This is a genomic window from Microbacterium sp. NPDC076768 (assembly GCF_040687205.1).
In the GTDB taxonomy this organism is placed as follows: domain Bacteria; phylum Actinomycetota; class Actinomycetes; order Actinomycetales; family Microbacteriaceae; genus Microbacterium.
In genome coordinates this window covers 37,658-61,775 of the sequence record NZ_JBFBMU010000004.1, presented here as the reverse complement: position 1 = coordinate 61,775, position 24,118 = coordinate 37,658, and the positions used below count along the sequence as shown (strand labels likewise).

Here is a 24,118-nt window from a genome sequence, read left to right as displayed (position 1 = left end):
GTGACCCAGAGAAGCTCGCGGCGGCAGCTGGAAAGCGATATTGCGCCACATCGCGGCGCGCATCAGCTGTCCGATCTCACGAGAGTTGTCGGTTGGTGAGACAGAACATCCCCGGAAAGGCGGGTGAGTGGTGCGCTGCCGAAACTGCCGGTTGTCTCACGAAACTTGTCGGTATTCGCGTTTCGTTCTCACCCTGCCTAAAAGGTCGGGCGGACCGTTTCGGCGCGACAGGTTCCGGCAGGGGGTTTCGGCAGGTGCGCGACCGGCGTGTCGTGCAGTCGGCCGGTGACCGCGGTGCGCCTGCCGGAAACGATCGTTTTCGGCGCGCCGTCTGCTTAGTTCGGTGAAGCTCGCGCAGGGATTCTGGGCGCCCGCCTTCTCTGCCGCTAGGTGCATCGTGCCGATGCGCGGCTATTTCGAGTGGACCGGCGACAAGACGCCGAAGACCCCACACTTCCTCCACGGCGACGGTCCTCTCTCGGCCGCAGGCCTCACCTGGTCGATGGAGCTGCCGAACGGGGAGAAGTCACGGTGCTTCGTCGTTATCACCCGCGAGGCGCGGGATGCCAGCGGGGAGGTGCACGACCGGATGCCCGCGTTCCTTATGCCCGATACGTGGGATACGTGGCTCGCTCCGGAGAAGCTCACCGGCGATCGCAAGGCTGAGACGTTGGCGATGCTCGAGCACACATCCGGAGACGTCGCCTCGACCATTCGTGAGCACGTCGTCGACCGGAAGGTCAGCAACTCCCGCACAGTCGACTCGACCGACCCCTCTCTGCTGGAGCCCGTGGCCTGACGATCCTTCGCCTCACCTCCTCACGGGGCATACTCTCGTGGAGCATCGTGCATGCGATGTCTACCGTTCGCGAACGCGAGCCTGCCCGCCGGCTCAGGCGAGTGCGGGAGCGCTCGTCCCGGGGTCGAGGTGGGTCCCCTCGCGGGGTTCGGGTGTCAGGTACAGACCGGAGGGTGCGTTCGCGGTGAAAGCGAGCGCGTCGGTCCAGGTCCGGTTGATAGGAGGCTGCCGGCTGCCGTGGTACTTGAACGTGATCGAGCTGTGCTCGTGTAGCCACACCGTGGTGCGGCCGCCACCGATACTCATGTCCTCTTTCCAGGGGAAGGGTTCGCCTCGACGGAGTTTCGCGGTGATGACGAGCTGAAGGTGGATGAGGGCGCGGTCCTCAATCTCCGCTTTCTGGTGTCCCTCGCAGATGAACGTGCCCATAGTGCGCCTTTGCTCTGTCTCCCCGGGCGACAGTGCCCATGATCGCAACCGGATTGGTGGCGGTGTGGAGACACTTAGCGTCCCACTGCTGATTCGCGAGCAACACCCCCAGGCGGCCTTCGCTGCGCATCGGCATCCCAACGGCAGCGCGCCCGCACCTAGACGTTTGTCTATAGTGGGGTAGCTACAAGTCCACATCGGCTTGTTGGGCCCATCGTTGTAAATTGCACCCCAAGGGCGTGCCCCGGCGGCACGGATCTGACAGGATAATGACGTCTCCCGACGGTGGGTTGCGCTTTCTCGCACTACCTTCTGGGGAGTCGGTGAACCGGGATCTGGGGATATCGGGAGCAGACAGCGCGTGCCCTCCGCTTCCGCGGAGCGAGATGTCGGATCCCCCTCATACGCCCGGCGCATGAGCGGGATCCGACCTCATCCGCAAACCCTTTAGAAGGGACCGGCGACCTCCGCGAGGGCTGGGGTGCGTGCAAGGCCACCGGTAGTTCCCGAGGATGCTGGGGTCACCCCCGGTACGCCGAAAATAGCGGGTTCCAGGGTCTTCGGAAGAGGGGTTGATCCGGCGCGGGGCGTCCGGTATTAAGCCGCGGGATTGCGCTTGCAGGCGTCAGATCGCTTCCGCGTTAGTCGGCGCGTAATTGGAGCCCCGTGCGGTGCTCGAGCAGCTTCACGGCCAGCAGTTCGCCCAACTCCGTTCCGAAGTGGCCGAGGGCTGCGTGATGCAGGCTCGAGGACGCATCGAGGCGGTGATCAGTAACCGATGAAGATAGAACCAGCGTCTCACAGACCTACGCGACTAGGTATCGCTTCACAGGCCCCCTTGGAGAATTGGATCTGCGATCCCCACCGAGAACGGTCGTTTTCGGCGGGCGATGATCCCGACGGGCCGGAGCATCGCGGGCCTAGTCCCGGTACCTGATCATGCGCAGCAGTCGACCGCTAGTGTCCGACTTGAGTCGCGGCGTCGTGAGACCGTCTTGACGCTGAGGCGTGGCGAAGTTCCTAACATCGCCTGTCCGTTACCTGGGTCCCATAGGCAGTGGGGTGCTAACTAGCGTGTCACAGGAGGTACTCTTGCCTTCTCTTGCAGTACAGAACATAGTGAAAGCAGAAGCCGATGACGAACGATAGCAATGCATCGAGCCGTGAATACTCCGACACCGATGTTCCGACCAACGATTCCGAGGGAACGGTCAAGCCCGGGGGTCTGGGCGAAGACAACACCATCCCCGCGAACCCCGACGGGGTAGCCGCAGGCCTGTCCGACTCGCCTTCGCACTTCAACCCAGAAGAAGACGAAGCCGCCAACGGAGAAAACTGACCTGCAGGCTCTCGCGTCCGGCCAAACACTCTTCGATCCGCGAAGCAAGCTCTGCGCGTCTCATGATCGGGATCGCTCGGTGGGTACAGGACCGCACCGAGGGCAGGTAACCCTGCTTACGTTGTAAGCAGGGTTACCGTGGCATATATCGGTCGGTCCGATCTGCACCCGCAGGGACGGTGCGTTCCTGACCGTTGGGAGGGATGACGCGTCATGTCGAGAGAATCTAGCCGGGAGCCCCGAGGGTCAGCGGCCGGGCGCCTAAGTCGCGAACTCATCATCGAGACCGCCCTAGGCCAGATCGATCGCGCCGGGGCACAGGGCCTCTCTATGCGCTCCCTTGCTCAGGAACTGGGTGTGGAAGCGATGTCTCTTTACCGCTACGTGCACGGGCGTGAGGATCTGCTCGAGGGTGTGATCGCTCTGCTCCTCGGACAATTGACATCGAACCTGGACGACGAGTTGGCGGAGCACTGGCAGGGCTTCCTGCAGGATGTCGCCCATAAGGTACGTCAGATCGCGATCGATCATCCTCAGGCATTTCCGTTAGTGGCGACCCGGCATCCCGCGGCGCCCTGGCTACGACCCCCGCTACGCAGCGTCGAGGTCGTGAACACGTTCCTCAGCACCCTGCTGGGGCACGGGTTTACGGACGCGCAAGCGGTCGATGCGTATCGGTCCTTCAGCAGCTTCCTGCTCGGTCAACTCTTGCTGGAATCCGCGGTTCGGGGAGCTGAGACCGGCCCGGTGGAAGAACCGCTCGACGAAGGAAACGCGGATATACCCGAGCGTGACGGGAGCATCGGCTTGGATGACGCTCCGGAGGTCCGTCGGCTACGGGCTCTTCTGAGCGAGGACCATTCCGACGAAGAATTCGAAGTATCGCTGGAAGTACTCCTCGACCGTTTCGCAGGGGAGCTGTCCCAGTAGCTGCGGCGTGAGCGCCCCGAGCGAGGCCGTCCGTCAGTGTTCTCTGGCAGGACCGGGGGTGGTCGCGTCCTTGGCTGTGTCGTCGGGGTCGGCATTCTGTCGGATCTCTCGGCCCTTCTCGATGTCCTGCCGCTCCTTCTCGGCGGCCTTGTCGCTCTTGCGGGTGTCGCGCGGAGGTAGCTGGATGTCCTCCTCGGCGGCGATGCCCGCCTGCAGCTGGCGACCTCGCTCGAGCTCAGCATCGAACTCCGCGCCGAACAGCAGCGCGAGGTTTGCGATCCACAGCCAGAGCAAGAAGATGATGATCCCCGCAAGGGATCCATAGGTGCGGTCGTAGTTCGAGAAGTTTCCGACGTAGAACCCGAAGGCTGCGGTAGCGAGTGCGAGCACGATGATCGCTAGCAGGGCGCCCATGCTGATCCACCGGAATTTCGGCTGCTTCGCGTTCGGGGTGGCGTAGTAGAGGATTGCGACGACCAACACCACGATGAATATGAGCAACGGCCACTTGGCGATGGACCAGACCGTCTGGGGCACGTCGCCGATGCCGAGTGCGTCGCCGATCGCCTTGGTGACCGAGCCGGAGACGATAAGAATGATCGCGGCGATGACGAGCAGCACGATCGTGATCACGGTGACCAGCAGCTGGGCGGGCTTCAGCTTCCAGAACGGCCGGCCCTCCTCGATCTCGTAGATCCGGTTCATCGCACGGCTGAACGCTCCCACGTACCCGGATGCTGACCAGATGGCCAGCAGGATGCCGGTGATGAGAGCGAAACCGGCACCCGGAGACTCGGCGATCTGCTCGATCGGCCCGCGGATCGTGTCGACCGTGTCGCCGGGAGCGACCTGCTCGATGATTCCCAGGACCGCATCGCTGGCGGCTTTTCCCTGCCCGACGACACCCAGTAGCGAGAAGATTGCAATCAGGCCGGGGAACAGCGACAGCACCGCATAATACGTCAGGGAGGCGGCGATGTCGGTGCACTGGTCCGAGGAAAACTCGCGAATCGTCTTCCGCAGTACGTATTTCCAGGACCTCTTGTGCAGATCGTCTGGGGAATCGGGCTTGCCTGATGCTTCGGGGTCTGGGGCGTTGCGCGGGGTGGAGGGGGCTGTGCTGGTCATCGCAGGTTCCTTCGTGACGGGGCGGGCCCGTCGTGTGACGGGCCCGCCCGATTCGTGCGGGTTCAGCTGTCGGAGATGTTCTCGCGAGCGTGCTGAGCCTGGTCTCTCACGTCGCTGGCCGCGCCCTGGGCTTCGTCCTTGACTGTGGCGACGGAGTCCTGCGCCGACGACTTCACGGATTCGACCGACGCCTGCAGAGGCTCCTTCAGATGATCGCCGACTTCTTTCGCAGCATCGGTGACCTCGTCAACCAGCGGCTGCGCCTGCTCCTTGACGGTTGCAGCGAGGTCTTTCTCCTTCGATGATGCGGGGATCAGCGAGGCGATGACCAAGCCGGCGCCGAAGGCGATCAGACCGACGGCGAGCGGGTTCCCCTCCGCCTTCGCGACGGCGCGGTCTTTCAGATCTCCCGCGTGAGAGCCCGCATCCGTCAGCGACGAGCCGGCGTCATCCGCTGCGCCCATCACACGCTCACGGACGGAGGTGAACGCACCGCGGACCTTTTCGACCTGTCGGTCCACGATCTTCGACGGGGAGACCTTATCGGCCAGGGCGTCCACGTCCATGCCGAGGTCTTGGCGGGTCCGCTCAATGTCGGTGCGGATCTCGTCGGGTGAATCGCTCATCGGTTTTCCTCATTTCTCTTCAGCGTTTCGGGGATCTCTTTCAGGGTGTCCACGGTCTGCGGGACGCCCTTCACTTGCTTGATCTGGCTGCGCCCGACCAGGAACAGGATCAGGGCAATGAGTGCCCACAGGACCGCGACGACAACGCCGGACCAGCCGCCGCCCATCAGCGTTCCCAGAGCCCACCACAGCGCGACGGACAGGAAGAACACCGCCATCAGTGCGCCGTAGCCGGCGGCACCCATCAGGCCCGCACCCTTGGCGGACTTCGTGGCCGAGTCCTTCAACTCTGCTTTGGCGAGGGCGACCTCCTGGCGCATCAGCGTCGAAATGTCACGGGACACTTCCCCGAGGAGATCTCCGATCGAGGTCGATGCGGCTTTCGCTTCAGACGGTGTCGGGTCGGTCATAGCCGTCCTCCCCCAGAATGTCCGGACGGCTGGCGGCCGCCTGCGAGTACACGGGCGTGCCAGCGCCCGTGTCGTTCACCACGGGGACGGGCACGGACGGGTCAGGGTGCACCTGCGGAGGTGCCGGCACGGGAGCGGCGTCTTTATCGTCGGAAGCATTCGCGGCGAGGGCGCGGGTGAGGCGCCCCACAACGATGCCGCCGATCGCGGCGGCGAGGATGAACGTGCCGGGCTTGCGACGTGCGTAGCGCTTGACCTCCGTGAGCACAGAACCAGGGTCCCGGTCGCCGAGCCAGGTTGCGGCAGCAGACAAACGCCCCGACACCTGCTGGACCAGATCGCTGGCGACGCCACTGCCTTCCGAGTTAGTGGCCATGGAGCCGAGCTCGTCGCTGACAGAGCGAAGACCACCGGCAAGACGCTGTTGCTGGGTGTTCGCCTGCTCCGACAGCTCCCGCTGCGTCTGCGCATACAGATCCTTCGCCTGCGTCTTCGCCTCCCCCACGACGGTCGCAGCCTCATCCTTGGCGGTGCCAAGAACGTCCTTCGCCTGAGTTGCCGCCGTGTCCTTCAGGTCGGTGGCTTCCTGCTTGACAGCATCCACCTTGCCCGAAGAACCGGGGGCGTTCACGCCCGAGCCGCTCGGGCTGGTCGTCTCATAGTTGTCCGACATTAGTGCTCCTCTCGCGGACCGACCGAACAGTCGGTGGAACCCGTTCTAGACCGTCTCCCCCGCCTCGGTCAGGACCCTTGCTCCGAACAGACTTACGGTGTATACAGGCCGAGCACACCACTGCCGCACACCGCGCCGTTATTGGTGTGTAACCCTTTCCGCAGGCCGCAGGCCGCGGGCCGCAGGCCGCAGGCCTTTCCGTACGTTGCTAACATTCGACCATGGTTGAATCCGCTGCGTTCGTGACGCCGAAGCTCTCCGTGCAGCCCGACGTTCGCGTTCTCGGCGCCCGAGAACACAATCTGCAGGATGTCGACCTCACGGTGCCGCGCGATGCAACGGTCGTCTTCACCGGTGTGTCCGGATCGGGAAAGTCCTCGCTGGCGTTCGGGACGCTGTACGCCGAGTCACAGCGACGCTATTTGGAATCGATCGCACCATACGCCCGCCGCCTGATCGATCAGGCGGGAGTGCCCGATGTCGACTCGATCACGGGGATGCCGCCTGCGGTCGCCCTGCAGCAGCAGCGCGGTGCCGGGAATGCCCGATCGACCGTGGGCAGCATCACCACGTTGTCGAGCTTGGTGCGGATGCTGTACTCGAGGGCCGGGGACTACCCGGACGGGCAGCCGATGTTGTATGCGGAGGACTTCTCCGCGAACACGGTCCAAGGGGCCTGTTCGGAATGCCACGGCATCGGACGCGTGTACGCGGTGAACGAGCAGCAGATGATCCCGGACCCCTCGCTCACCATCCGCGAACGCGCCATCGCTTCCTGGCCGACCGCGTGGCACGGCCACCAGCTGCGCGACGTGCTGGTTGCTCTCGGTTACGACGTCGATGTGCCGTGGCGGGACCTGCCGAAAAAAGACAGGGACTGGATCCTGTACACCGATGAAACCCCCTTCGTTCCGGTCCACTCCCGACTCACCCTCTCTGAGTCCAAAGCTGCGATCGAAGCAGGCGTGGAGCCGAGCTACTCGGGCACATTCGTCGGGGCTCGCCGGTACATTCTGGACACGTTCGCGAACACGAAGAGCGCCTCGATGAAGCGGCGCGTCGCGCAGTTCCTCACCGCTGCGATCTGCCCCGTCTGCGATGGCAAGCGGCTGAAGCCCGAGGCGCTGTCTGTCACGTTCGAAGGATTCGACATCGCTGAACTCTCTCAACTGCCGCTCCGGGAACTTGCCACGACCCTGTCGGGAGTCGTCGCACGCTTGGAGGACCACGAGGCCGCCTCTTCCGACGCTGCCTCTCTGCGTGCCGCGGGGGAAGGGCAGGGCGCTGCGGGCAAGGCTCCGCTTGCCCCTACGCCCGATGTGCGACCCACCGCAAGCCGAGCGCCAGAGAAGCGTGCTGCTGCGGTCCAGCTCGCTTCAGGGGTGTTGCAGCGGCTTCGTCCACTGGTCGATCTGGGGCTGGGTTACTTGTCATTGAGCCGGACGACCCCGACACTGTCGGGCGGCGAGCTACAGAGACTCCGGCTCGCGACGCAACTCAGCTCTGATCTTTTCGGGGTCGTCTACGTCCTCGACGAACCATCGGCGGGACTGCATCCGCAGGACGTGGCGGCGCTCCTCGAGATCCTGGATGGACTCAAGGGGCGAGGGAACAGCCTGTTCATCGTCGAACACTCCGTGGCTGTGATGCGGCACGCGGACTGGCTGGTCGACATCGGCCCCGGCGCCGGTGAACACGGCGGCCGCGTGCTCTATAGCGGCCCGCCCGACGGGCTCGCCGATATTGAGGAGTCCGTGACCCGCGGATACCTCTTCGGTGGCCGCGGTCTCCCTCTTCGCACACCCCGTGAGGCACGCAGTTGGCTGCGCCTGGAGAACGTGACGCGGAACAACCTGCACGACCTCACGGTCGATATCCCCTTGGGTGTCTTCACCGCCGTTACGGGCGTGTCTGGGGCCGGCAAGTCGAGTCTGGTCAGTCAGGCGCTTCCATCGCTGCTTGGCGATCGCCTTGGCCGGGCTGTCCGGGCCGATAACGAGCCGGTCAGCGACGAGTCGTTCCTCTCGGATGCGCCGGAACGTCTCGATGGGCGCGTCGCCGGGCCCGTCACCGGTGTACAGCGGCTGGTCGTCATCGACCAGCGGCCCATCGGCCGGACCCCGCGGTCCAACGTCGCCACCTACACCAGGCTGTTCGACCATGTCCGTCGTCGATTCGCAGATACCCCGGAAGCTCGTTCCCGTGGGTACAAACCTGGACGATTCTCCTTCAATGTCGCCGGCGGGCGCTGCCCGACCTGCGAGGGCGAGGGATCGGTGATGGTCGAGCTCCTCTTCCTGCCTTCCGTGTACACCGAATGCCCCGACTGCCACGGCAGCCGATACAAGGCATCAACGCTCGAGATCACGTGGAGGGGGCGCACGATAGCGGACGTGTTGTCCATGAGCGTCGAGGAGTCGAACCGCTTCTTCGCGGGCGATGAGGAGATCACGCGGTCGCTGACCGCTTTGTCGGATGTCGGACTCGATTACCTCCGGCTGGGTCAACCGGCAACCGAGCTCTCCGGGGGTGAAGCGCAGCGTGTCAAGCTCGCTACCGAGTTGCAGCGGGCGCAGCGCGGAGACACGCTGTACGTACTGGACGAGCCGACGTCCGGGCTACACTGCGCCGACACGGATCGTCTGGTCACGCATCTGCAGACGCTGGTCGACGCGGGCAACACGGTCGTCGCCGCCGAGCTGGACATGCGCGTTATCGCAGTAGCCGATCACGTGATCGATCTTGGCCCCGGCGCGGGCGACGCCGGCGGGACCGTGGTTGCAGCTGGCACGCCCGTCCAGGTCGCGGACAAGGGCGTCGGTGCTTCCGCGGGCTACCTCGCCGCCGCACTGCAGGCGGCCGCTAACGTGACCCCATCGTGACGAGCGGGCCGCGGTGCGATGTGAGTATCGGACCGATGCTGGGGACACCCCCGGTACGCCGAAGATAGTGCGGTCCCGGATCTCCGGAAGAGGGGTTGATCCAAGGCGGGGCATCCGGTATTCAGCCGCGGGATTGCGCTTGCAAGCGTCGAACCGCTTCCGCATCAGTCGGTGCGTAATTGGCGCCCCGCGCGATGCTCGAGCAGCTTCAGGTGGTTCGTATGTGCGCGGGGACCGAGTAGGTTCACGTCATGGGAACACTCGAATACAACAGCTCCCGGCCGCCCGATTCAGGTCGACGACCAGACTCTCACGCATCTGAAGATCGTGATCGGGACGAAGCTGCGCCGCCAGGAGAGCTTCATGATGACGTGGCTCCCCCGCGATGAGGTTCCGGCCAGCCGTCTGACGATCTGGCTGCATCCGAGCATCCCCCTCATCTTCGCTTTCGACGATGCCGTGCTGCGGCCTAGCGACCCCGCACGGATCGAGCGGATGATGGAGCACGTCGTCGCGCGTGGGGAACTCGTCCTCGACCAGCTCCCCTGAACTGGCTCCCTGCGCGGCTCCTACTCGAAGGTAGTCTTGCGCGACCTGGGAAAAGGTGGGACTGTTGCTTCGCTTCTGCGACATCGATGGGTGGGGGTACCTTCCTGGGGACCGGTATCTTCGACGCGGTCGGGCGGTTGCTCTCCCTCCCCCAGAGTCTTCAGCAGCCGCCCGATCACCCACCTCCGTCCCGGCGCGCGGAACACGGCGCCCCCTGGTCAGGATCCGCCTGACACACGCTGGTTTTCGACGGCGCGATTGCGTGCGGCACCGGTCTCGGCTGCCGCTAGGGTGAGCTTATGGCGACTCTTCACTACGGGGCATCCGATGATGCGATCCATATCGAGGACCGTGCTCTCGCACACCTGAAGATCGTCATCGCGACCAAGCTGCGCCGCAACGAGTCGTTCACTCTGTCCTGGAAGCACCCCGAAAAAGAGCCCGGCGGGCGCTCCACGATCTGGGTTCACCCCTCGATCCCGCTGCGGTTCTTGTTCGATGAACCCGAGGCACCCCAGATCAACGTGAAGTGGGTAGAGCAGCTGATGCACACCGCGAACTCCAGCGGCGGGATCATGCTCGTCGACGAGGTCCTGGAAACGCCCGAGCTCGAGGCCAGCAACGCCTAGAGCAGATCCCAGTTCCCGGACGCGCCCAGCGACAGCACCGCGTCGTCCGACTCGTACATCACGCTCTCATCGGTGATCAGCACCCGGCTACGCGGCGTGATCAACGCTCTCACCTGACGGCCCTCCATCGTCGTGAACCGCACGACCAATCCCGCCCCCGCCACGGCAGCTTCCAGCTGCTCGCATAACGCGTCCACGTCCTGCGACGGGGAAAGCACGAAACGAGAGCCGTCGATGCTGACGTGAGTCTGCTCCACCGTCCGCTCATGCATAGAGAGCACCTTACAAGGACCCCGCTCCGTCACCGAAAGGGGTTGCGCCAGCGGGCTACTTTGAGGCAAGCTCCAGGTCCTGTTCCAGCCTGGTGCCCTCCGCTGGCTCCGGGACCATGTAGAGGCCGGACGGCGAGTTCGCCGTGAACGCCAACGCATCTATCCATGCGCGATTGACCGGGGGTGTGCGGCTCCCGTAGTACTTGAACACGAGGTTGCTGCCCGGGTGGATCCACACCGTCGTCCGGCCGCCACCGATGCTGACATCTTCCCGCCAGGTGAACGGGAACGGCTCCCCGCGACGCAACTTTGCCGTGATGACGAGCTGCACATGAGTCAGAGCACGGTCCTCGATCTCGACCTTCTGACCGCCCTCGTACGTGAACTTACCCATGATCGACCTTCCTGCCGGGTGCATCACCAGTATCCCGCACACGCCCCTCGTCGTCTGCCCAAATCGGACGACCCGGTACGCTTTCTTGGCCCCGGCGCGGGCGACGCCGGCGTGACCGTGGTTGCAGCTGGCACGCCCGCGCACGTCGCGGACAAGGGCGTCGGTGTTTCGGCGAGATACCTCGCCGCGGCATTGGAGGAAACGACAGGCGTGACCCCATCCTGACGGTAGAACCATCGCACGGGTACTCGCCGCACCGTCGCCGGTACCTCACCCGTGGACTATGCCAACAAGGGTGAGGTACCGGCGACGCTCGACGAGATCATGGTCTCAGGCGGGGAGTTTGGAGCCCAGGACGTCCAACTTTTCGATCGTGGGCTCGCTGAACAGTTTGCCGGTCTGCTCGCCGAGAGCGACCGCGACGGCGCCGGACAGGTGCGCGTCGCGGCCGGCGTCATCGGGGAACACGTCGAAGATCCCGAAGGAGGACGGGCCGAGACGGATCGCGAACCATGCGACGGTGGCCGGTTCCTCCTCGACGAGCCCTCGCCCGATGCCGAGAAATTCCTGGACCTCGTCTTCCTTGCCGGGCAGGGCCTCCACCCTGACAAGCAGTCCCTTCGTCACGCTCATGACATCACCTCTTCCTGGGTCGAATTGCTCGCAAATTTCGCCACGATCGTATCGCAGAACGCAGGCAGGTCATCGGGCGAGCGGCTGGTGATCAGGTTCCCGTCCACCACGACGTCTTGGTCGACGACGTCAGCACCGGCGTTGCGCAGGTCCGTGCGGATGCTCGGGAAGGACGTCAAGGTGCGACCGTCGACCACACCGGCCTCGATCAGCGTCCACGGCCCGTGACAGATCGCCGCCACGGGCTTGCCGCTTTCGACGAACTCGCGGACGAAGGAGACCGCGTCGGGGTCAACCCGGAGTTGGTCGGGGTTCACCGTACCCCCGGGGAGAAGCAGGGCGTCATAGTGTGTGACAGACGCGTCCGCGACCAACCCGTCAACGGTGAACGTGCCTGCTGCATCCAGATCGTTCTCACGCGCCTGAATCTCACCGTCATGGATCGACAGAACCTCGGTCTGTGCACCAGCCTGCTCCAGCGCCTCGCGGGGCTTCTCGAGCTCGACTCGCTCGACCCCGTCGGCGGCGAGGATGGCAACTCTCCTGCCCTGCAGCGTCTCGGTCATATCAGTTCGCCTTCTTCTCGGTCGACATGCCGGGCTTGATGAGGACCTTGGTCCAACCCTTGGACCTGGCGTCGAAGTTCTTGTAGGCATCGGCGGCTTGGTCCAGCGAGATCTCGTGGGAGACGATCCACGAGGGAGTCGCCTTGCCGGCCGCGATCAAGTCCCGCAGCTGGCGGTTGTACCGCTTGACGGGGGCCTGTCCGCTTCCCATGGTCTGCCCCTTGAACCAATGTGTGCCGAAATCGATGGCCGCCTTTCCCTGCCTCGCGAGATCATCCTTGCCTCCAGGGTCCTGGGGGACGAACACACCAACGGTGCCGATTCCTCCGGTGAAGCGGACCGAGTTGATGAGCATGTTCAGGGTGGCGGCGGTGTCCTCGTTGCCCTGAGGATCGTGGGCCTGGTAGCCCACGCATTCGCAGCCACGGTCAGCTCCGAGCCCCATCGTCTCGTCGAGAACAGCTTGCACGGGGTCAACCTTGGAGTCGTCGATGGCAATCGCGCCGATCTGCTCGGCCAGCGCGAGCCGGTCAGGGTGGCGATCGACCACCATCACCTTTGCGGCACCCTTGATCATCGCGGACAGGGCGGCCATCAATCCGACCGGCCCCGCCCCAGCGATCACCACGCTGTCGCCGGGTATCACGCCGGCCATCTCGGTGGCGTGGTAGCCGGTGGGGAAGACGTCAGAGAGCATGACGTAGTCGTTCTCCCTCTCCTCCGCATCCTCGCCCAGGCGCAGCGCATTGTGATCACCGAAAGGCACACGGAGCAATTCCGCTTGGCCACCGCCATAAGAACCCATGTCGGCGAACCCATAGGCTGCACCGGCGAAGGACGGTTCGGGCTGGGTGGTGAGACAGTAGTTGGTCAGGCCGCGTTCGCAGTTCTTGCAGAATCCGCACGAGATGTTGAACGGGAGCACAACCCGATCTCCGACCCTGACCTTCTCCACGCCACTACCGACCTCGATGACTTCCCCCATGTTCTCGTGACCGAACGTCCGGCCTACCTCGAAGGAGGTCCGCCCCTCGTACATGTGGAGGTCCGAGCCGCAGATGTTCGTCGTCGTCACCCTGACCAGCACATCGGTGGGTCGTTCGATCTTCGCGTCCGGGACGTCCTTCGTGCTGACCTGACGGGGTCCCTCGTACACTACTGCTTTCATGTCTACTCCGATCAAATGGTGTTGCTCGAGAACCTACTGGCCTCGATAGCCTACTGGTAGGGCATTGGCAACGCCAGCCCTTCGCAAGACATTGAACGCCCGCCGAAACCACGTTCTGATGTGCGTTTTCGACACGATCCGTGGCCTCTATCGCGAGTGCACCGTAAACGATCGTTTTCGGCAGACCGATCGACTATGGGCCGAGGCCTCCAACGCGGTGCATCCGTCTCTCTTTAGAGCTGACCGAGCAGTTGCACGAACTCGTCGGCCATGGCGAGCTGCTCCGTGAGTTTCTGGCGACGCTGGTCGGCGCCGTCGCGGATGTCATCGATCCGGGCGCGCAACGCCACGTCGCTCGGGTCGACGGTGAGGGCGTCGACGACGTCGAGGAGTTCGCGCATCTCGTCGAGGGTGTATCCCAACGGTTTCATTCTGCGGATGATGAGGATGCGATCGACATCTTTCTCGGTGTAAAGCCGGAACCCGCCCTCCGTGCGCGCGGACGGCTGCACGAGCCCCACGTCGTCCCAGTGTCGAAGCGAGCGGAACGAGAGCGCCGTGCGCTCGGCCACTTCGCCGATCCGCATCGTCTCGACGGTCCTGTGTTCGTCTTCCACTGATTTCCCCACAACACTCACGTTACGTTAGAGTCTAGATCGGCGCGGCTCTCGCGCCCGCTCCCCTTATCTTTCCGTGTCGGCCTGACCGACGCCTGCGCACCGCTGCGCTCCCATTCGTTTCCCGCGCTCTCACGAGAGAGCCCAGCACCCGGAGGGCACATGACTGCCGTCACCCCCACCCGCGACTCCGCGTCGCGTTACCGCATCGAACCCACCGTCATGCAGGCGCTGCGCAGCCCGCGCCTTTTGACCCGTGAAGTCCTCGCGGGCCTCGTCGTCGCCCTTGCCCTGATCCCGGAGGCGATCGCGTTCTCGATCATCGCGGGCGTCGACCCCCGAGTCGGCCTGTTCTCGTCCTTCATCATGGCCGTCGCGATCGCGTTCCTCGGCGGACGCCCTGCCATGATCACCGCGGCCACCGGAGCAATCGCGCTCGTCATCGCGCCCGTCGCTCGTGAGTACGGCATGGACTACTTCATCGCCACGGTCCTGCTCGGTGGACTCATCCAGATCGTCCTCGCGTTGCTCGGGGTCGCCAAGCTCATGCGGTTCATCCCGCGCTCGGTGATGGTCGGGTTCGTGAACGCTCTGGCGATCCTCATCTTCACTTCGCAGTTCCCTCAGCTCATCGGCGTTCCCTGGCTGGTCTACCCGCTCGTCGCGGTCGGCCTGCTGGTGATGTATCTGATGCCGCGGATCACGAAGGTGATCCCGGCGCCACTCGTCGCGATCGTGCTGCTCACCGCTGCAGTCGTGGTCTTCGCGTGGAACGTGCCGAACGTCGGCGACCAGGGAGAACTTCCCGAGAGCTTGCCGGCGCTGTTCATTCCGAATGTGCCGCTCACCTTCGAGACGCTGCAGATCATCGCTCCCTACGCGCTGGCTATGGCCGTGGTCGGCCTGCTCGAGTCGCTCATGACCGCGAAGCTCGTTGACGACATCACCGACACCCACTCTCGCAAGACCCGCGAGGCACTTGGACAGGGCGCCGCGAACGTTCTCTCCGGCGCGTTCGGCGGCATGGGTGGCTGCGCGATGATCGGCCAGACCATGATCAACGTCAAAGCCTCCGGCGCACGCACCCGGATCTCGACCTTCCTCGCCGGCGTCTTCCTGCTGGTCCTCGTGCTCGCGCTCGGCGACGTGGTGGCGATCATTCCCATGGCAGCGCTCGTCGCCGTCATGATCCTCGTCTCGATTGCGACCTTCGACTGGCACAGCATCCGCCTGAGCACGCTCAAGCGCATGCCGAAGAGCGAGACCGCCGTCATGCTCATCACCGTCATCGCCACCGTCTGGACCCACAACCTCGCCGTTGGCGTCATCCTCGGAGTCGTGGCCGCGATGATCATGTTCGCCCGACGCGTCGCACACTTCGTCAGCGTCACCCGCACCCTCAGTGACGACGGCGACACAGCGCATTACGCCGTCGATGGAGAACTCTTCTTCGCCTCCAGCAACGACCTCACCACCCAGTTCGAGTACGGCGACGACCCCGACACGGTAGTCATCGACATGAGTCACTCCCACGTCTGGGACGCTTCCACCGTGGCCGCCCTCGACGCCATCGTCACCAAGTACGAAAACCACGGGAAGACCGTCACCATCCAAGGCCTGAACGACACCGCAGCAGCGTTCCACGGCCGCCTCACCGGAAACCTCGGCGCCGGGCACTGAGTCACGATTCACGCAAGAAGAAGGGGCGGCCTCGGGCCGCCCCTTCTTCGTCATCCACCGACGCCGCCGCTCCTCGACCCTCGAGCTCGGCATCGAGCGCGAGGCTCGGCCCTCCAGCGCGCCGAAACAGTCTGCCGAAACCGGCTTCCGGTGCACGTTTGCGGCACCCCTCGCAGAGCAGAATACGAAATCACGCCGTAAACGATCGTTTTCGGCAAGTGTCTGCTTAGCTCGGTGAGGCTCGCTCAGGACTCTTGGGCGCCGGCGTTCTCCGCAGCGGTCGGCTGATCCTCCTGGTGGGTCACCTCGAGGTCGATGACATCCGCGTCGCTAGCCGCTGAGCGGTGGTCGGGCTTCGTGAGTTCAAGGCTTGCCAGATGTCTCTGCAGTCGCTTGGACATCGGGAGGAAGGTACCGAGCGTCAGCCCGCCAGAGAACACCGCCCCGAGCACAGGGATTGCTTTCGCAATTCCGCCCGCGAAAAGCTTCCTTGCTCGTCTCGTATCCGATGGAGGTGTTCGCTACCTCCTTGATGACCTCAGGTGATATTCCGGCTGCCGCAGGGTTCTGAGCGATCGCTCGGTCGATCTGCTCGTCGGTGCAGTAGCGCTTAAGCGCTTTGCGGGGGTACGCAGCACGATTGATTCTTACGCCGGGCAACTTTGCGGCTGCATCCAACACCTGCGAGAACTTCGTTCCTGAGTTCTCTACTTCCCCAGATTCCACCATGAGGCCCATGCTACTGAGCAGCCGCTCGATCGATTTCTCCTGCTAGAGCCGATCGATCCAGGTGTCCTCCGTGCGATCATCCCAGCTGCTGCCGGTCGACACGCGTCCCTGATTCGCCATGCGAGATTGAAGGCGCGCGATCAAACGATGAGCGGTCGCGCCGTCGAGCTGCCCAACCGACGTGATACGCGTTCCCGTGACCTCGGCGACGAGTTCGAACTGCTCGCGAGCAGTTCGAACCTCCAGCGATTCGAAGAGAGATCGGATCTCAGACCGCTGAAGATCCGACATCATCACGGGTGCAGTGGGTGCGTCTTCCGTTGATGGATCATCATCGAAAAGCGAGAGCATCTGTCTATTCTCGCAGTCGTCGTTGCCTAAGCCTGAGGGGCGGGCTTAGTACGTCACTGACCAGCGCCGGTAGGCGAAGTCGGCGTCTGATTCCTCGAGAACGTGCGCTCGGACGTCCGGGTTCGTGAAGTCAAGGACGCGCAGCTCGCCGTCGATGCGTGAGATGGATTCGATGCGGTGGTACTCGTCGCCGTATACGGCGGCATAGCGAGCCATGCCGTGCAGCTTCCAGATCGCGTCGGGTAGCCAGTGTCCGTGAGGATCGACGATGTTGGCTCGGACGCCTTCGTCGCTGTCGACGAAGAAGAGGAAGTCTGGCCGCAGTGTTCGCCAGTCGCCGTGTCGGTCTTGGTAAGCGATGCTCATCGAGTCTCGCCCGCCAGTGGGATTTCGATACCAACCGAGGAGATTTCCTCGGGCGATTTCCGTGTCAAGTACGGCGATTTCATCGGGGTTGAGCTTTCCGACAGGGAACATGCCGTCGTCGTCAGCCAAGAGGTGCAGGGCTCGCCGTTCTAGGAGCTGCTGGGTCTCGCCGATAGTGCGCTTCGTCTCTTCCTGCCGGTTCTTCGGCAGCGCGACAGAGATCAGCTGAGGATCGGTGCTCATAGCAGTGATCTCGGCATAGAGACTCTGGCGCGATTCGGAAAGCGCCTTGATCGCGACCCTGAACCCCGAGAGCCATTCCTGCGCGATCGCGTCGGCGGCTGCGTCTAGTGCAGGTCGTGTTTGCGGGAGCATCGCCAGCGCAGCGACGCGCACGTTTGCATCGCGGTACGCGTCCTCGTCTTCGGCATCGTTGGCCAGGTGCTCCACGTAGGTGCGCGCGACGTCGGGAGTGATCGTGCGGGCTCCGGCGCGGTAGGCGTCTTGAATGGCACGGTCGTCTGCGGCCTCGGTCCAGGACTCGTCGCGCCGCAGGCCGTGACGAGTCTGCCCGCGCACGGTGCCGCCTTCGACAGTCAGCACGTTCTCCACCGCTTTACTGAACTCTTTCGAGTACTGCGCGGCAAGACCGTTCAGGACGCCGTGGAGGCGCTCGTGGGCTAGCTTGCCGGCGTCGGGCACGAGCCGATCGGCTGCCAAAGCGTGAGCCAGCGAGGTAACCCGTTTGATTGGGTTGGCGTGCTTGCGTGGAAGGGTCTCGGCGGGAAGGGATCCGAACCGCTCCCACACTTCATCAGGAATCGCCGGGTTCGCCGTCATTACCTGTGGGTCGATGAGTATGCGTTGTCCGGTGCCGCCGTCAGAGTCCATGAGGTCGCTCCCCATGATCTTTTCCAGCACGAGACTCGCAGTGGCCTTGTTGAAACGCGGCAGGATGCACTCGACGCTATTCAATAGGTCGTCCCCCTCCACACGACGAGCGAGCGGGGTGCGGATCATTCGGCCGAGAAGCTGGGTGATGTGGGTTTCGTCCTTTGCGGGGCGGAACGAGACCATGACCTCAGCGCGCGGGCAGTCCCACCCTGTGCTGATCGCATCTTTTGCGAGCAGCACTCGAATGTAAGAAGCGTCCTGCACGCGCTCTGGCGAGACGTACGGGACGTTGTGGGCACCGAAGGTCTGCGCGGTGTGCTCACCAAACACATGCGCGATCGCGTCGGACTCCAGCTCTGGCCATTCATCACGGATCACGTCGATAGCTGAAGCAACCTCCGCAGGTGCTGGCTTGTTCGGTACTTGCAGCACCATGAGCGGTTTGATCGGCTCATCATCCTGCTCCGCGGCGTACGTCGCCCACGCGGCGGAGAGTGCCTTGACCTTGCGGACTCCTCGCCGCAGAAGGACCGTGTTGAAGTCCCCCGTCTCCGCGGGGAAATCGAGCACGATGTCATCTTTCAGGAGCCCGGACTCTTGGATTCTCACCGGGTCGACCTGAACAGTTCCAAGGTGCACTCGGTTTGCCTGCACTTCGGCCGCGTTCATCGCTTCTTCGAACCGCTGCACGGTCGCGGAGACGCCCCAGACGATCGGTACCGGCGGGACTCCACTGTGTCCGTTGATGAGGCGCTTGACGATTGTCGGGGTGTCCGACGGTCGCTTGCCCATCCCGCGGTGCGCCTCGTCGAGCACCATATACAGCGTCAGGTCATCGTCGTCGATGGTGCTGCGCAGCGTGTCCCAGAACGTGAACGGCACCGTGTCGGGGTGAGACTCCATGCCGGCGAGAGTGTTGGTGTCATCGTGCCCCCGAACCAGGAGACTGTTCTTGGAGAGCTTCGAGGTGTTGAGGAAGTACACCCGGCCCGGTTGCAGCTTCGGATAGCGGAAGGGGTGCTCCACCGTCACGAGACGGTTGCGCAGCCTGTCCGATGCTTGCTCTAGACGATGCCGGGTCTGCTGGTTCAGCGCGGGATCGTCGCTGAACCACAGCACAACAGCGCCGGGATCCGGAACCACACTGAACTCATCGTTTCCCCAGAAAAGTGCCTCGATGACCGCGGCGGCCATTACCGTCTTCCCGGCACCCGTCGTGGCGGTTAGAGCGACGGAAGACACTCGCTTGCTAGCGCTGCGATAGAAATCTCGCGCGGAGGCCAGCTCCCGGAGGGTGTCCCCTACCGCGTCTGATTGGTAGTCCTTCAGAGTGAAGCGCATCAGAAGTCACCCGTGCTTTCGCAGTTGCGGAGATAGTCCTCGTACAGGCGAACTGTCTCGATATGGGGCAGCTCGCTGGCGACTTGTTGATACCGGCCTTCATCGTCCGTGACGATGTAAGCGATTCGGATCCCGTCTCGTTCCCGCAGCGCATCAACGAACTCCGCGGCCTGGTCTAGGTCGCGCAGGACCCCATAGCTGTCGACCACTGCGAAGCCCTGATCGACGGAATCGATTCGGTCACCACGCGCGCCAGCCCGAAGCCACAACATGGGGGCGATTGCCGCGAAGGCGCGGTCAGTGCTCACCATGAATGGCGATTCGTACGTGAGCGTGAAGAAGGCAGCGTTCTCCGCAAAGCCGTCCGCGATGGGGAACTCGTCGACAAACCTGTATTCGCCTCTGATTGGTTCCCCGGTCGCGGTTGCGCCTGTGATTGCAGCTCGAATACGTGGTTTCGTGATGTAGTCGCAGATGCCCCATTGCTCCCATTCGGGATCCCCGGGGCGGAGGCCCTGCGCACGGAGCTTCCCTTGCTCCTCCGCAGATACTTCGTTGTTCGTCACGGAGATGCACTGGCGCGAACCGCCGTACTGCTTGTTGAGTCGCATCACCGCGTGAGCGGTCGTGCCGGAGCCAGAGAAGAAGTCCACGACAACGGCATTGGGGTTGTCCGCGATGAAGAATCGCAGTGCGTCCTCAACCGCGTACAGACTCTTAGGGAAGGGGAATTCTCGTCCTGGGAGCAGCGAATCGCGGAGTAGCCGGGAACCGTACTGCGTTGCGTCGTGAGACGAGATCCTCCACTGCGTCCCGGGCACGGCTCGAACCAGATCAGTTTCGTCGCGTTCGAAAGTCAAAGATCCGTCGGACCCCTGGCCGGTTGGGGTGTACTCGCCGTCGACGATCTTGGCGTACTCGCCGTCTTTGAGGATGGAGACGACAAAGCCGCGTCTCGCGTTGCCGCTGATTCGAACCCGCCCCTGTGCGAGTCTTCGCTCAAATTCCTGACTGCTCCACATCCATCGCCCTTCCGATCCGTCCTTGCGGAGGGGGAGAACGGCGACAGCGCCCTCAACAAGGGGCGCATCCGAGACCCCCGTGGGAAGCGGTGTCCCAACTGCTTTAACTTTGGGGCCGGCGGGATCGACGTAGATCGGGTAGAAACCTCCGGGAGAGTCTTGTCGCCTGGCACCACCGCCAGACCGGCGCAGCATGTCCCACCGTGGCGCTCCAGTGTGAGTGCGGCCCTTGGACGAAACCCACTCCCTCGACAGGGCAACACGCTGGGCCACAGCCCCCCAAGCCTGACGAAATAGATGTACTCGTCGACGCGGCCGAAAGATCCCATCCGTGCAGAGGCAGCCGGGTTGATCTGCGAGCTGACCATCTGAATGTCCGCCTCCGGGAAGGTTTGCTCCAGCAGCAGTCCAAGCCGCAGATACTCCTTCTCGTCGATGCTCACGATGAGAACTGAATTGGCCGGTTTCAGGAGCCGCTTCGCGAGCTTGAGTCGCCGCTCCATGAAGGCGAGCCACTTCGAATGCCGGTAGAGATCGTCGCCCTCTACGTAGTCGTTGTTGTACTTCCAATCGCGTGCCCCCGTGTTGTACGGCGGGTCGATGTAGATCGCGTCTACGGCCCTCTCGTGAGTGAAGGTGAGCTGCTCCAGGACGTGGAAATTTTCGCCGTTGATAACAGTGTGGAAGGGCTTATCGCCGCCACGAGCGACCTCACCGTCCGGGCGCAGGCCCGGATAGATGCGATCACGGAACTCGGCTACGAGAAGGAGATCATCGAGTGGCGCCGAGGAGGTCTCGACGTCCTCGCTGGCGGGTGTTGAAAGCACAGCCTCACCGTCAGCGATTGACTCGACGCGCCAAAGACGACGGTCTCCCTGTCCTCCCGTCCCTCGGGGTGGAAGGATCCGAACCTTGCTTCCCTTACGGATCTTGTGGCCAGCGAGCTCGACGGCTTCGGGAGCGTGGCGCTCAAAATTCAGACCGAACGGAAGTCGCTTCTGTAGCGGCTGGATCTCTTCCTCGAGATCCTTGGCGAGTTGCGGATCGAGCTGACTGGCAACACGCAACAGGTCGGAAAGCCGCGACATCTCAACCCTTCGTAGGCAGACGAGAATGAGCCCGCAGCCGCTCCAGGCGTGCGGCGCGAACTCGTCTTCAGCCTAGTGGCCGCTGCGCCGCGCCCAGCAGTGAGCCGGCGCCCCCTCGGGGCGAGATTGGTTACTAGGCGATTCCCTATGGTCGTCGCGTCGTTGTGCACATCTGCCGAAAACCGCCGCCAAATGCGGACAATCAGCCGAAACCCTCTGCCCATTGGGACTTACGACTGACGTTACCGGCAGGCCCGAAGACGTGGTGAGTGCTGTCGCGCCAGAAACGATCGTTTGCGGCAGGGAGATGGCGCCGCCGCGATCCGACAGGCCTCCTGAGACTCCGCCACTTTCGTGAGACGCTCCGACACCTTTCGTGAGACTCCGACACTTCTCGTGAGATCGGACATCAGCGCAATACCTCCGCCACACCCGCGCTTGACACGGGTGATAGGATCAAGCCCGATTGGCGTTCTGCCGCAGGCACGGTTGTCGAATCGGGCTTGAACCCCTCCCCCTGGGAAATATTTCCAGCCGCCACCCCCGCGCAGTTATGGCGCAATATCGCGGCGCACATCGGCGGCATACTGCGGCGCATATCCGTTGCTGCACCCTGCCCGGTGCCGCGAGGATCAGTCGTCGGCGTCGCCCGGCGGGGTCTGCGCCTGCCGACGACGCTCCCACTCGCCTCGCAGCCACTCGCCTTGACGCTGCGCCGCAGTGCGGCTGATTCCTCGTGCCTTGGCTGGCGCCGGCGGGAACGGATCTCCGGAGTTGTAGAGCTGCTCGAGGCGGTCGGCTTCTCGCTCAAAGGCGACCTCGACCAGGCCCGCCAGCGACGGCGCACCTTCCGGCTCGTCCCTCGTCGACCACCACGCCGCCTTGAGTCGCGCGTGCAACGCCACCGGCAGGTAGTAGGTCTGGTGGCGGTATCCCGTGGCCCCTCGCGGGTTCACGCCCTGAGCTCGGGCGGGCGATGCCGGGAATGGATCTCCGGAGTTGTAGAGCTGCTCGAGGCGGTCGGCTTCTCTCCCGATCGCGACCTCGACCAGGCCCGCCAGCGAGGGCGCACCTTCCGGCTCGTCTCTCGTCGACCACCACGCCGCCTTGAGTCGCGCGTGCAACGCCACCGGCAGGAAGTATGCGATCGAGCGGTAGCCGGTGGCTGACACCGACCCTGCGGGTCGGTCGGCGTCACCAGTGGCGCTGACATCTGTTGAGGGCACGAGTCACCGTCTGAATGGGGGAGGCTTCGGCCCCGTTTCGGGCCGGGGCTGATCCCACACTACAGGCCGGTTTCCAGGTCGTCAGTAGGGCGCGAACCGTGATATCGCGCGGGTTTCCAGGGGGTTAGAGCCGCCGGCAAGTGCCGTCTGTGGGGCAAATCTCGATGCCGTACAGGCGGAGAAAATCCTCGGGATTCACGAAGCCTGCGTACTGGGCAGGAGCGCCCAGATCGGTCGCTTCCTGCAGCGCGGCGACGGCCGCGTTGGTCGTCCCGTTCTTGTTGATGGCCAGGTGTAGGTGGCATCCTCCGCTGGGCGGCACGTTGCCGACGACGCCGATCTGCTGACCGGCAGTGATGGTGTCTCCGACGTCGACGAGACGCTCGCTCTTGTACATGTGCAGGTAGGAGACGATGAACCCATCGGGGTGCTTGATTGACAGCCACAGCGAGCTGCTGAGGGTGACTGTGCCGGGCAGGACTGCGTAGACGGGGTCGCCGCACGGGTTGGGCCAGCGCTGCAGGTCGATTCCGACATGCCAGCTCGAGGCGCCTGGGACGGTGATATCGCGGGGCCCGTAGCCGGAGGTCATCTGGTAGCCGGCTGCGAGGGGGAATGCGGCCTGGCCGACGACGGTGCTGCTGTCACAGGTGATCGAGCCGCCGACCGCGGTGATGATCTGCTGTGCCGCCGACTCCCACTTGTCGTAGGCGCTCGGGAATGCCGAGACCTGCACTGTCTGGGCTGCCTCTCCCAAGCCCATGTCTTCCCAGCCGGGGATGTCGAGCAGCCCTCGAGGGGATCCGCCGTTCGGCCCGTCCTTGCCGCCGAAGAACGCCTTGGCGGCGTAGACGGGATCCATGAGCTCCTCGACGGTGCCCCAGCCCGACACTCGCTGCTGGAAGTAGTTGACTGAGTCGTGGTCGCTGCCGACCGCGTCGTGCGGGTAGTCGAGGGATGCGGGGACCGAGGAGTTGGCGTACATCTTCAAGCCGGACTCCTGCAGCGCAGTCATCATCGCGATCTGCTGGCCGCGCGCGGAGACCCCCAGGGACCGCGCGACGGACAGGATCGTGGCCGCGTGACCGAGTTCGGTCGGTCCCAGGGTCCGTGTCGCGCCGCCGGTGGTCTGGACCTCGAGCTCGTCGGTGGTCAGCGAACCGGCCGTGCACTGCGACGACCCTCCGCCGGATGCGCCGGCGATCGCCATCATCAGGAACATCGTGTAGCCGGCGAAGAGCACGATCGGCACCATGACCAGCGCGATCACCCAGAGGATGACCTTGCGCGAGCCGCCTCCGTCGCCGTCTTCTCCCCCGCTGGCGGCGCCGGCGACGTCTGCCGGGCGCTCGAGTACTCCTGATGCGGACATGCGCG

25 protein-coding genes are annotated in these 24,118 nt (G+C 64.0%); 7 read left to right on the top strand and 18 right to left on the bottom strand.

Going from position 1 to position 24,118, the window contains the following annotated elements:
• Positions 1 to 343 precede the first annotated feature (343 nt).
• The gene (locus tag AB0O87_RS14545) at positions 344 to 799 is read left to right on the top strand and encodes an SOS response-associated peptidase family protein (RefSeq protein WP_363517542.1); all 456 of its coding nucleotides are present in this window, start codon (positions 344 to 346) and stop codon (positions 797 to 799) included.
• 93 nt (positions 800 to 892) lie between these two features.
• Here AB0O87_RS14545 and AB0O87_RS14540 read toward each other — a convergent pair whose 3' ends face one another.
• Positions 893 to 1,228 carry an ATP-dependent DNA ligase gene (locus tag AB0O87_RS14540; protein ID WP_363517539.1) on the bottom strand — a complete coding sequence of 112 codons (336 nt, stop codon included), beginning with the start codon at positions 1,226 to 1,228 and terminating at the stop codon, positions 893 to 895.
• Positions 1,229 to 2,363: 1,135 nt separating this feature from the next.
• Between AB0O87_RS14540 and AB0O87_RS14535 the strand changes: the two genes are divergently transcribed.
• Together AB0O87_RS14535 and AB0O87_RS14530 are read left to right on the top strand one after the other, a co-directional pair.
• Positions 2,364 to 2,567 (top strand): hypothetical protein, encoded by a 204-nt coding sequence (locus tag AB0O87_RS14535; RefSeq protein WP_045264175.1) that lies wholly within the window; start codon positions 2,364 to 2,366, stop codon positions 2,565 to 2,567.
• A gap of 213 nt (positions 2,568 to 2,780) precedes the next feature.
• Positions 2,781 to 3,497, top strand: a complete 717-nt coding sequence (locus AB0O87_RS14530) for a TetR/AcrR family transcriptional regulator C-terminal domain-containing protein (protein WP_363517535.1) — start codon at positions 2,781 to 2,783, stop codon at positions 3,495 to 3,497.
• A gap of 33 nt (positions 3,498 to 3,530) precedes the next feature.
• Here the strand turns inward: AB0O87_RS14530 and AB0O87_RS14525 are convergent, their stop codons facing one another.
• From AB0O87_RS14525 to AB0O87_RS14510, 4 genes are all read right to left on the bottom strand, one after another.
• A complete protein-coding gene (locus AB0O87_RS14525; protein ID WP_363517532.1) occupies positions 3,531 to 4,625 on the bottom strand; it encodes a YihY/virulence factor BrkB family protein in 1,095 nt (364 codons plus the stop codon).
• 62 nt (positions 4,626 to 4,687) lie between these two features.
• On the bottom strand, positions 4,688 to 5,251 hold the full coding sequence (locus tag AB0O87_RS14520; protein WP_363517529.1) for a DUF3618 domain-containing protein: 564 nt from the start codon (positions 5,249 to 5,251) through the stop codon (positions 4,688 to 4,690).
• Positions 5,248 to 5,661, bottom strand: a complete 414-nt coding sequence (locus AB0O87_RS14515) for a phage holin family protein (protein WP_061015471.1) — start codon at positions 5,659 to 5,661, stop codon at positions 5,248 to 5,250. The genes AB0O87_RS14520 and AB0O87_RS14515 overlap by 4 nt, the downstream gene beginning before the upstream one ends.
• Positions 5,639 to 6,334, bottom strand: a complete 696-nt coding sequence (locus AB0O87_RS14510) for a hypothetical protein (RefSeq protein WP_363517525.1) — start codon at positions 6,332 to 6,334, stop codon at positions 5,639 to 5,641. The genes AB0O87_RS14515 and AB0O87_RS14510 overlap by 23 nt, the downstream gene beginning before the upstream one ends.
• A 221-nt stretch (positions 6,335 to 6,555) precedes the next feature.
• Between AB0O87_RS14510 and AB0O87_RS14505 the strand changes: the two genes are divergently transcribed.
• From AB0O87_RS14505 to AB0O87_RS14495, 3 genes are all read left to right on the top strand, one after another.
• Positions 6,556 to 9,216: an excinuclease ABC subunit UvrA gene (locus tag AB0O87_RS14505; protein WP_363517522.1), complete on the top strand. Its 2,661-nt coding sequence runs from the start codon at positions 6,556 to 6,558 to the stop codon at positions 9,214 to 9,216.
• A gap of 363 nt (positions 9,217 to 9,579) precedes the next feature.
• A complete protein-coding gene (locus tag AB0O87_RS14500; protein WP_363517519.1) occupies positions 9,580 to 9,765 on the top strand; it encodes a hypothetical protein in 186 nt (61 codons plus the stop codon).
• Positions 9,766 to 10,064: 299 nt separating this feature from the next.
• Positions 10,065 to 10,394 carry a hypothetical protein gene (locus AB0O87_RS14495; protein ID WP_363517516.1) on the top strand — a complete coding sequence of 110 codons (330 nt, stop codon included), beginning with the start codon at positions 10,065 to 10,067 and terminating at the stop codon, positions 10,392 to 10,394.
• Here AB0O87_RS14495 and AB0O87_RS14490 read toward each other — a convergent pair.
• From AB0O87_RS14490 to AB0O87_RS14465, 6 genes are all read right to left on the bottom strand, one after another.
• Positions 10,391 to 10,666 carry a hypothetical protein gene (locus AB0O87_RS14490; RefSeq protein WP_140036073.1) on the bottom strand — a complete coding sequence of 92 codons (276 nt, stop codon included), beginning with the start codon at positions 10,664 to 10,666 and terminating at the stop codon, positions 10,391 to 10,393. The two genes, AB0O87_RS14495 and AB0O87_RS14490, sit on opposite strands and share 4 nt — an antisense overlap.
• Positions 10,667 to 10,721: 55 nt before the next feature.
• Entirely contained in the window at positions 10,722 to 11,060 is a 339-nt protein-coding gene (locus AB0O87_RS14485; protein ID WP_363517512.1) for an ATP-dependent DNA ligase, read from the bottom strand.
• A gap of 330 nt (positions 11,061 to 11,390) precedes the next feature.
• Positions 11,391 to 11,693, bottom strand: coding sequence for an antibiotic biosynthesis monooxygenase (locus AB0O87_RS14480; protein WP_206494300.1), 303 nt, complete (start codon positions 11,691 to 11,693; stop codon positions 11,391 to 11,393).
• Positions 11,690 to 12,259, bottom strand: a complete 570-nt coding sequence (locus AB0O87_RS14475; RefSeq protein WP_363517509.1) for a type 1 glutamine amidotransferase domain-containing protein — start codon at positions 12,257 to 12,259, stop codon at positions 11,690 to 11,692. The genes AB0O87_RS14480 and AB0O87_RS14475 overlap by 4 nt, the downstream gene beginning before the upstream one ends.
• Before the next feature lies 1 nt (position 12,260).
• Positions 12,261 to 13,415, bottom strand: a complete 1,155-nt coding sequence (locus AB0O87_RS14470) for a glutathione-independent formaldehyde dehydrogenase (RefSeq protein ID WP_363517506.1) — start codon at positions 13,413 to 13,415, stop codon at positions 12,261 to 12,263.
• A gap of 245 nt (positions 13,416 to 13,660) precedes the next feature.
• The gene (locus AB0O87_RS14465; RefSeq protein ID WP_042538356.1) at positions 13,661 to 14,014 is read right to left on the bottom strand and encodes a MerR family transcriptional regulator; all 354 of its coding nucleotides are present in this window, start codon (positions 14,012 to 14,014) and stop codon (positions 13,661 to 13,663) included.
• Positions 14,015 to 14,206: 192 nt separating this feature from the next.
• Here AB0O87_RS14465 and AB0O87_RS14460 point away from each other — a divergent pair, with 192 nt between their 5' ends.
• The gene (locus tag AB0O87_RS14460) at positions 14,207 to 15,724 is read left to right on the top strand and encodes a SulP family inorganic anion transporter (protein ID WP_042538242.1); all 1,518 of its coding nucleotides are present in this window, start codon (positions 14,207 to 14,209) and stop codon (positions 15,722 to 15,724) included.
• Between the two features lie 245 nt (positions 15,725 to 15,969).
• Here AB0O87_RS14460 and AB0O87_RS14455 read toward each other — a convergent pair whose 3' ends face one another.
• The 7 genes from AB0O87_RS14455 to AB0O87_RS14425 all read right to left on the bottom strand — a co-directional run bounded on the left by AB0O87_RS14455 (position 15,970) and on the right by AB0O87_RS14425 (position 24,113).
• Positions 15,970 to 16,176 carry a hypothetical protein gene (locus AB0O87_RS14455; RefSeq protein ID WP_363517503.1) on the bottom strand — a complete coding sequence of 69 codons (207 nt, stop codon included), beginning with the start codon at positions 16,174 to 16,176 and terminating at the stop codon, positions 15,970 to 15,972.
• A 319-nt stretch (positions 16,177 to 16,495) separates the two neighbouring features.
• On the bottom strand, positions 16,496 to 16,804 hold the full coding sequence (locus AB0O87_RS14450) for a hypothetical protein (protein ID WP_363517500.1): 309 nt from the start codon (positions 16,802 to 16,804) through the stop codon (positions 16,496 to 16,498).
• 45 nt (positions 16,805 to 16,849) lie between these two features.
• Positions 16,850 to 19,405, bottom strand: a complete 2,556-nt coding sequence (locus AB0O87_RS14445) for a DEAD/DEAH box helicase family protein (RefSeq protein ID WP_363517497.1) — start codon at positions 19,403 to 19,405, stop codon at positions 16,850 to 16,852.
• On the bottom strand, positions 19,405 to 20,226 hold the full coding sequence (locus AB0O87_RS14440; protein WP_363517494.1) for a DNA methyltransferase: 822 nt from the start codon (positions 20,224 to 20,226) through the stop codon (positions 19,405 to 19,407). The genes AB0O87_RS14445 and AB0O87_RS14440 overlap by 1 nt, the downstream gene beginning before the upstream one ends.
• Before the next feature lie 35 nt (positions 20,227 to 20,261).
• Positions 20,262 to 21,515, bottom strand: a complete 1,254-nt coding sequence (locus tag AB0O87_RS14435) for a DNA methyltransferase (protein WP_363517491.1) — start codon at positions 21,513 to 21,515, stop codon at positions 20,262 to 20,264.
• A 632-nt stretch (positions 21,516 to 22,147) separates the two neighbouring features.
• Positions 22,148 to 22,741 (bottom strand): hypothetical protein, encoded by a 594-nt coding sequence (locus AB0O87_RS14430; RefSeq protein ID WP_363517488.1) that lies wholly within the window; start codon positions 22,739 to 22,741, stop codon positions 22,148 to 22,150.
• 124 nt (positions 22,742 to 22,865) lie between these two features.
• Positions 22,866 to 24,113 (bottom strand): M23 family metallopeptidase, encoded by a 1,248-nt coding sequence (locus AB0O87_RS14425; RefSeq protein ID WP_363517485.1) that lies wholly within the window; start codon positions 24,111 to 24,113, stop codon positions 22,866 to 22,868.
• Positions 24,114 to 24,118: the final 5 nt, after the last annotated feature.

Excerpts from the sequence above, each read along its gene's own strand:
- AB0O87_RS14540 (WP_363517539.1), bottom strand. The coding sequence starts at position 1,228 with ATGGGCACGTTCATCTGCGAGGGACACCAGAAAGCGGAGATTGAGGAC.
- AB0O87_RS14535 (WP_045264175.1), top strand. The coding sequence starts at position 2,364 with ATGACGAACGATAGCAATGCATCGAGCCGTGAATACTCCGACACCGAT.
- AB0O87_RS14530 (WP_363517535.1), top strand. The coding sequence starts at position 2,781 with ATGTCGAGAGAATCTAGCCGGGAGCCCCGAGGGTCAGCGGCCGGGCGC.
- AB0O87_RS14525 (WP_363517532.1), bottom strand. The coding sequence starts at position 4,625 with ATGACCAGCACAGCCCCCTCCACCCCGCGCAACGCCCCAGACCCCGAA.
- AB0O87_RS14520 (WP_363517529.1), bottom strand. The coding sequence starts at position 5,251 with ATGAGCGATTCACCCGACGAGATCCGCACCGACATTGAGCGGACCCGC.
- AB0O87_RS14515 (WP_061015471.1), bottom strand. The coding sequence starts at position 5,661 with ATGACCGACCCGACACCGTCTGAAGCGAAAGCCGCATCGACCTCGATC.
- AB0O87_RS14510 (WP_363517525.1), bottom strand. The coding sequence starts at position 6,334 with ATGTCGGACAACTATGAGACGACCAGCCCGAGCGGCTCGGGCGTGAAC.
- AB0O87_RS14505 (WP_363517522.1), top strand. The coding sequence starts at position 6,556 with ATGGTTGAATCCGCTGCGTTCGTGACGCCGAAGCTCTCCGTGCAGCCC.
- AB0O87_RS14500 (WP_363517519.1), top strand. The coding sequence starts at position 9,580 with ATGATGACGTGGCTCCCCCGCGATGAGGTTCCGGCCAGCCGTCTGACG.
- AB0O87_RS14495 (WP_363517516.1), top strand. The coding sequence starts at position 10,065 with ATGGCGACTCTTCACTACGGGGCATCCGATGATGCGATCCATATCGAG.
- AB0O87_RS14490 (WP_140036073.1), bottom strand. The coding sequence starts at position 10,666 with ATGCATGAGCGGACGGTGGAGCAGACTCACGTCAGCATCGACGGCTCT.
- AB0O87_RS14485 (WP_363517512.1), bottom strand. The coding sequence starts at position 11,060 with ATGGGTAAGTTCACGTACGAGGGCGGTCAGAAGGTCGAGATCGAGGAC.
- AB0O87_RS14480 (WP_206494300.1), bottom strand. The coding sequence starts at position 11,693 with ATGAGCGTGACGAAGGGACTGCTTGTCAGGGTGGAGGCCCTGCCCGGC.
- AB0O87_RS14475 (WP_363517509.1), bottom strand. The coding sequence starts at position 12,259 with ATGACCGAGACGCTGCAGGGCAGGAGAGTTGCCATCCTCGCCGCCGAC.
- AB0O87_RS14465 (WP_042538356.1), bottom strand. The coding sequence starts at position 14,014 with ATGCGGATCGGCGAAGTGGCCGAGCGCACGGCGCTCTCGTTCCGCTCG.
- AB0O87_RS14460 (WP_042538242.1), top strand. The coding sequence starts at position 14,207 with ATGACTGCCGTCACCCCCACCCGCGACTCCGCGTCGCGTTACCGCATC.
- AB0O87_RS14450 (WP_363517500.1), bottom strand. The coding sequence starts at position 16,804 with ATGCTCTCGCTTTTCGATGATGATCCATCAACGGAAGACGCACCCACT.
- AB0O87_RS14445 (WP_363517497.1), bottom strand. The coding sequence starts at position 19,405 with ATGCGCTTCACTCTGAAGGACTACCAATCAGACGCGGTAGGGGACACC.
- AB0O87_RS14435 (WP_363517491.1), bottom strand. The coding sequence starts at position 21,515 with ATGTCGCGGCTTTCCGACCTGTTGCGTGTTGCCAGTCAGCTCGATCCG.
- AB0O87_RS14425 (WP_363517485.1), bottom strand. The coding sequence starts at position 24,113 with ATGTCCGCATCAGGAGTACTCGAGCGCCCGGCAGACGTCGCCGGCGCC.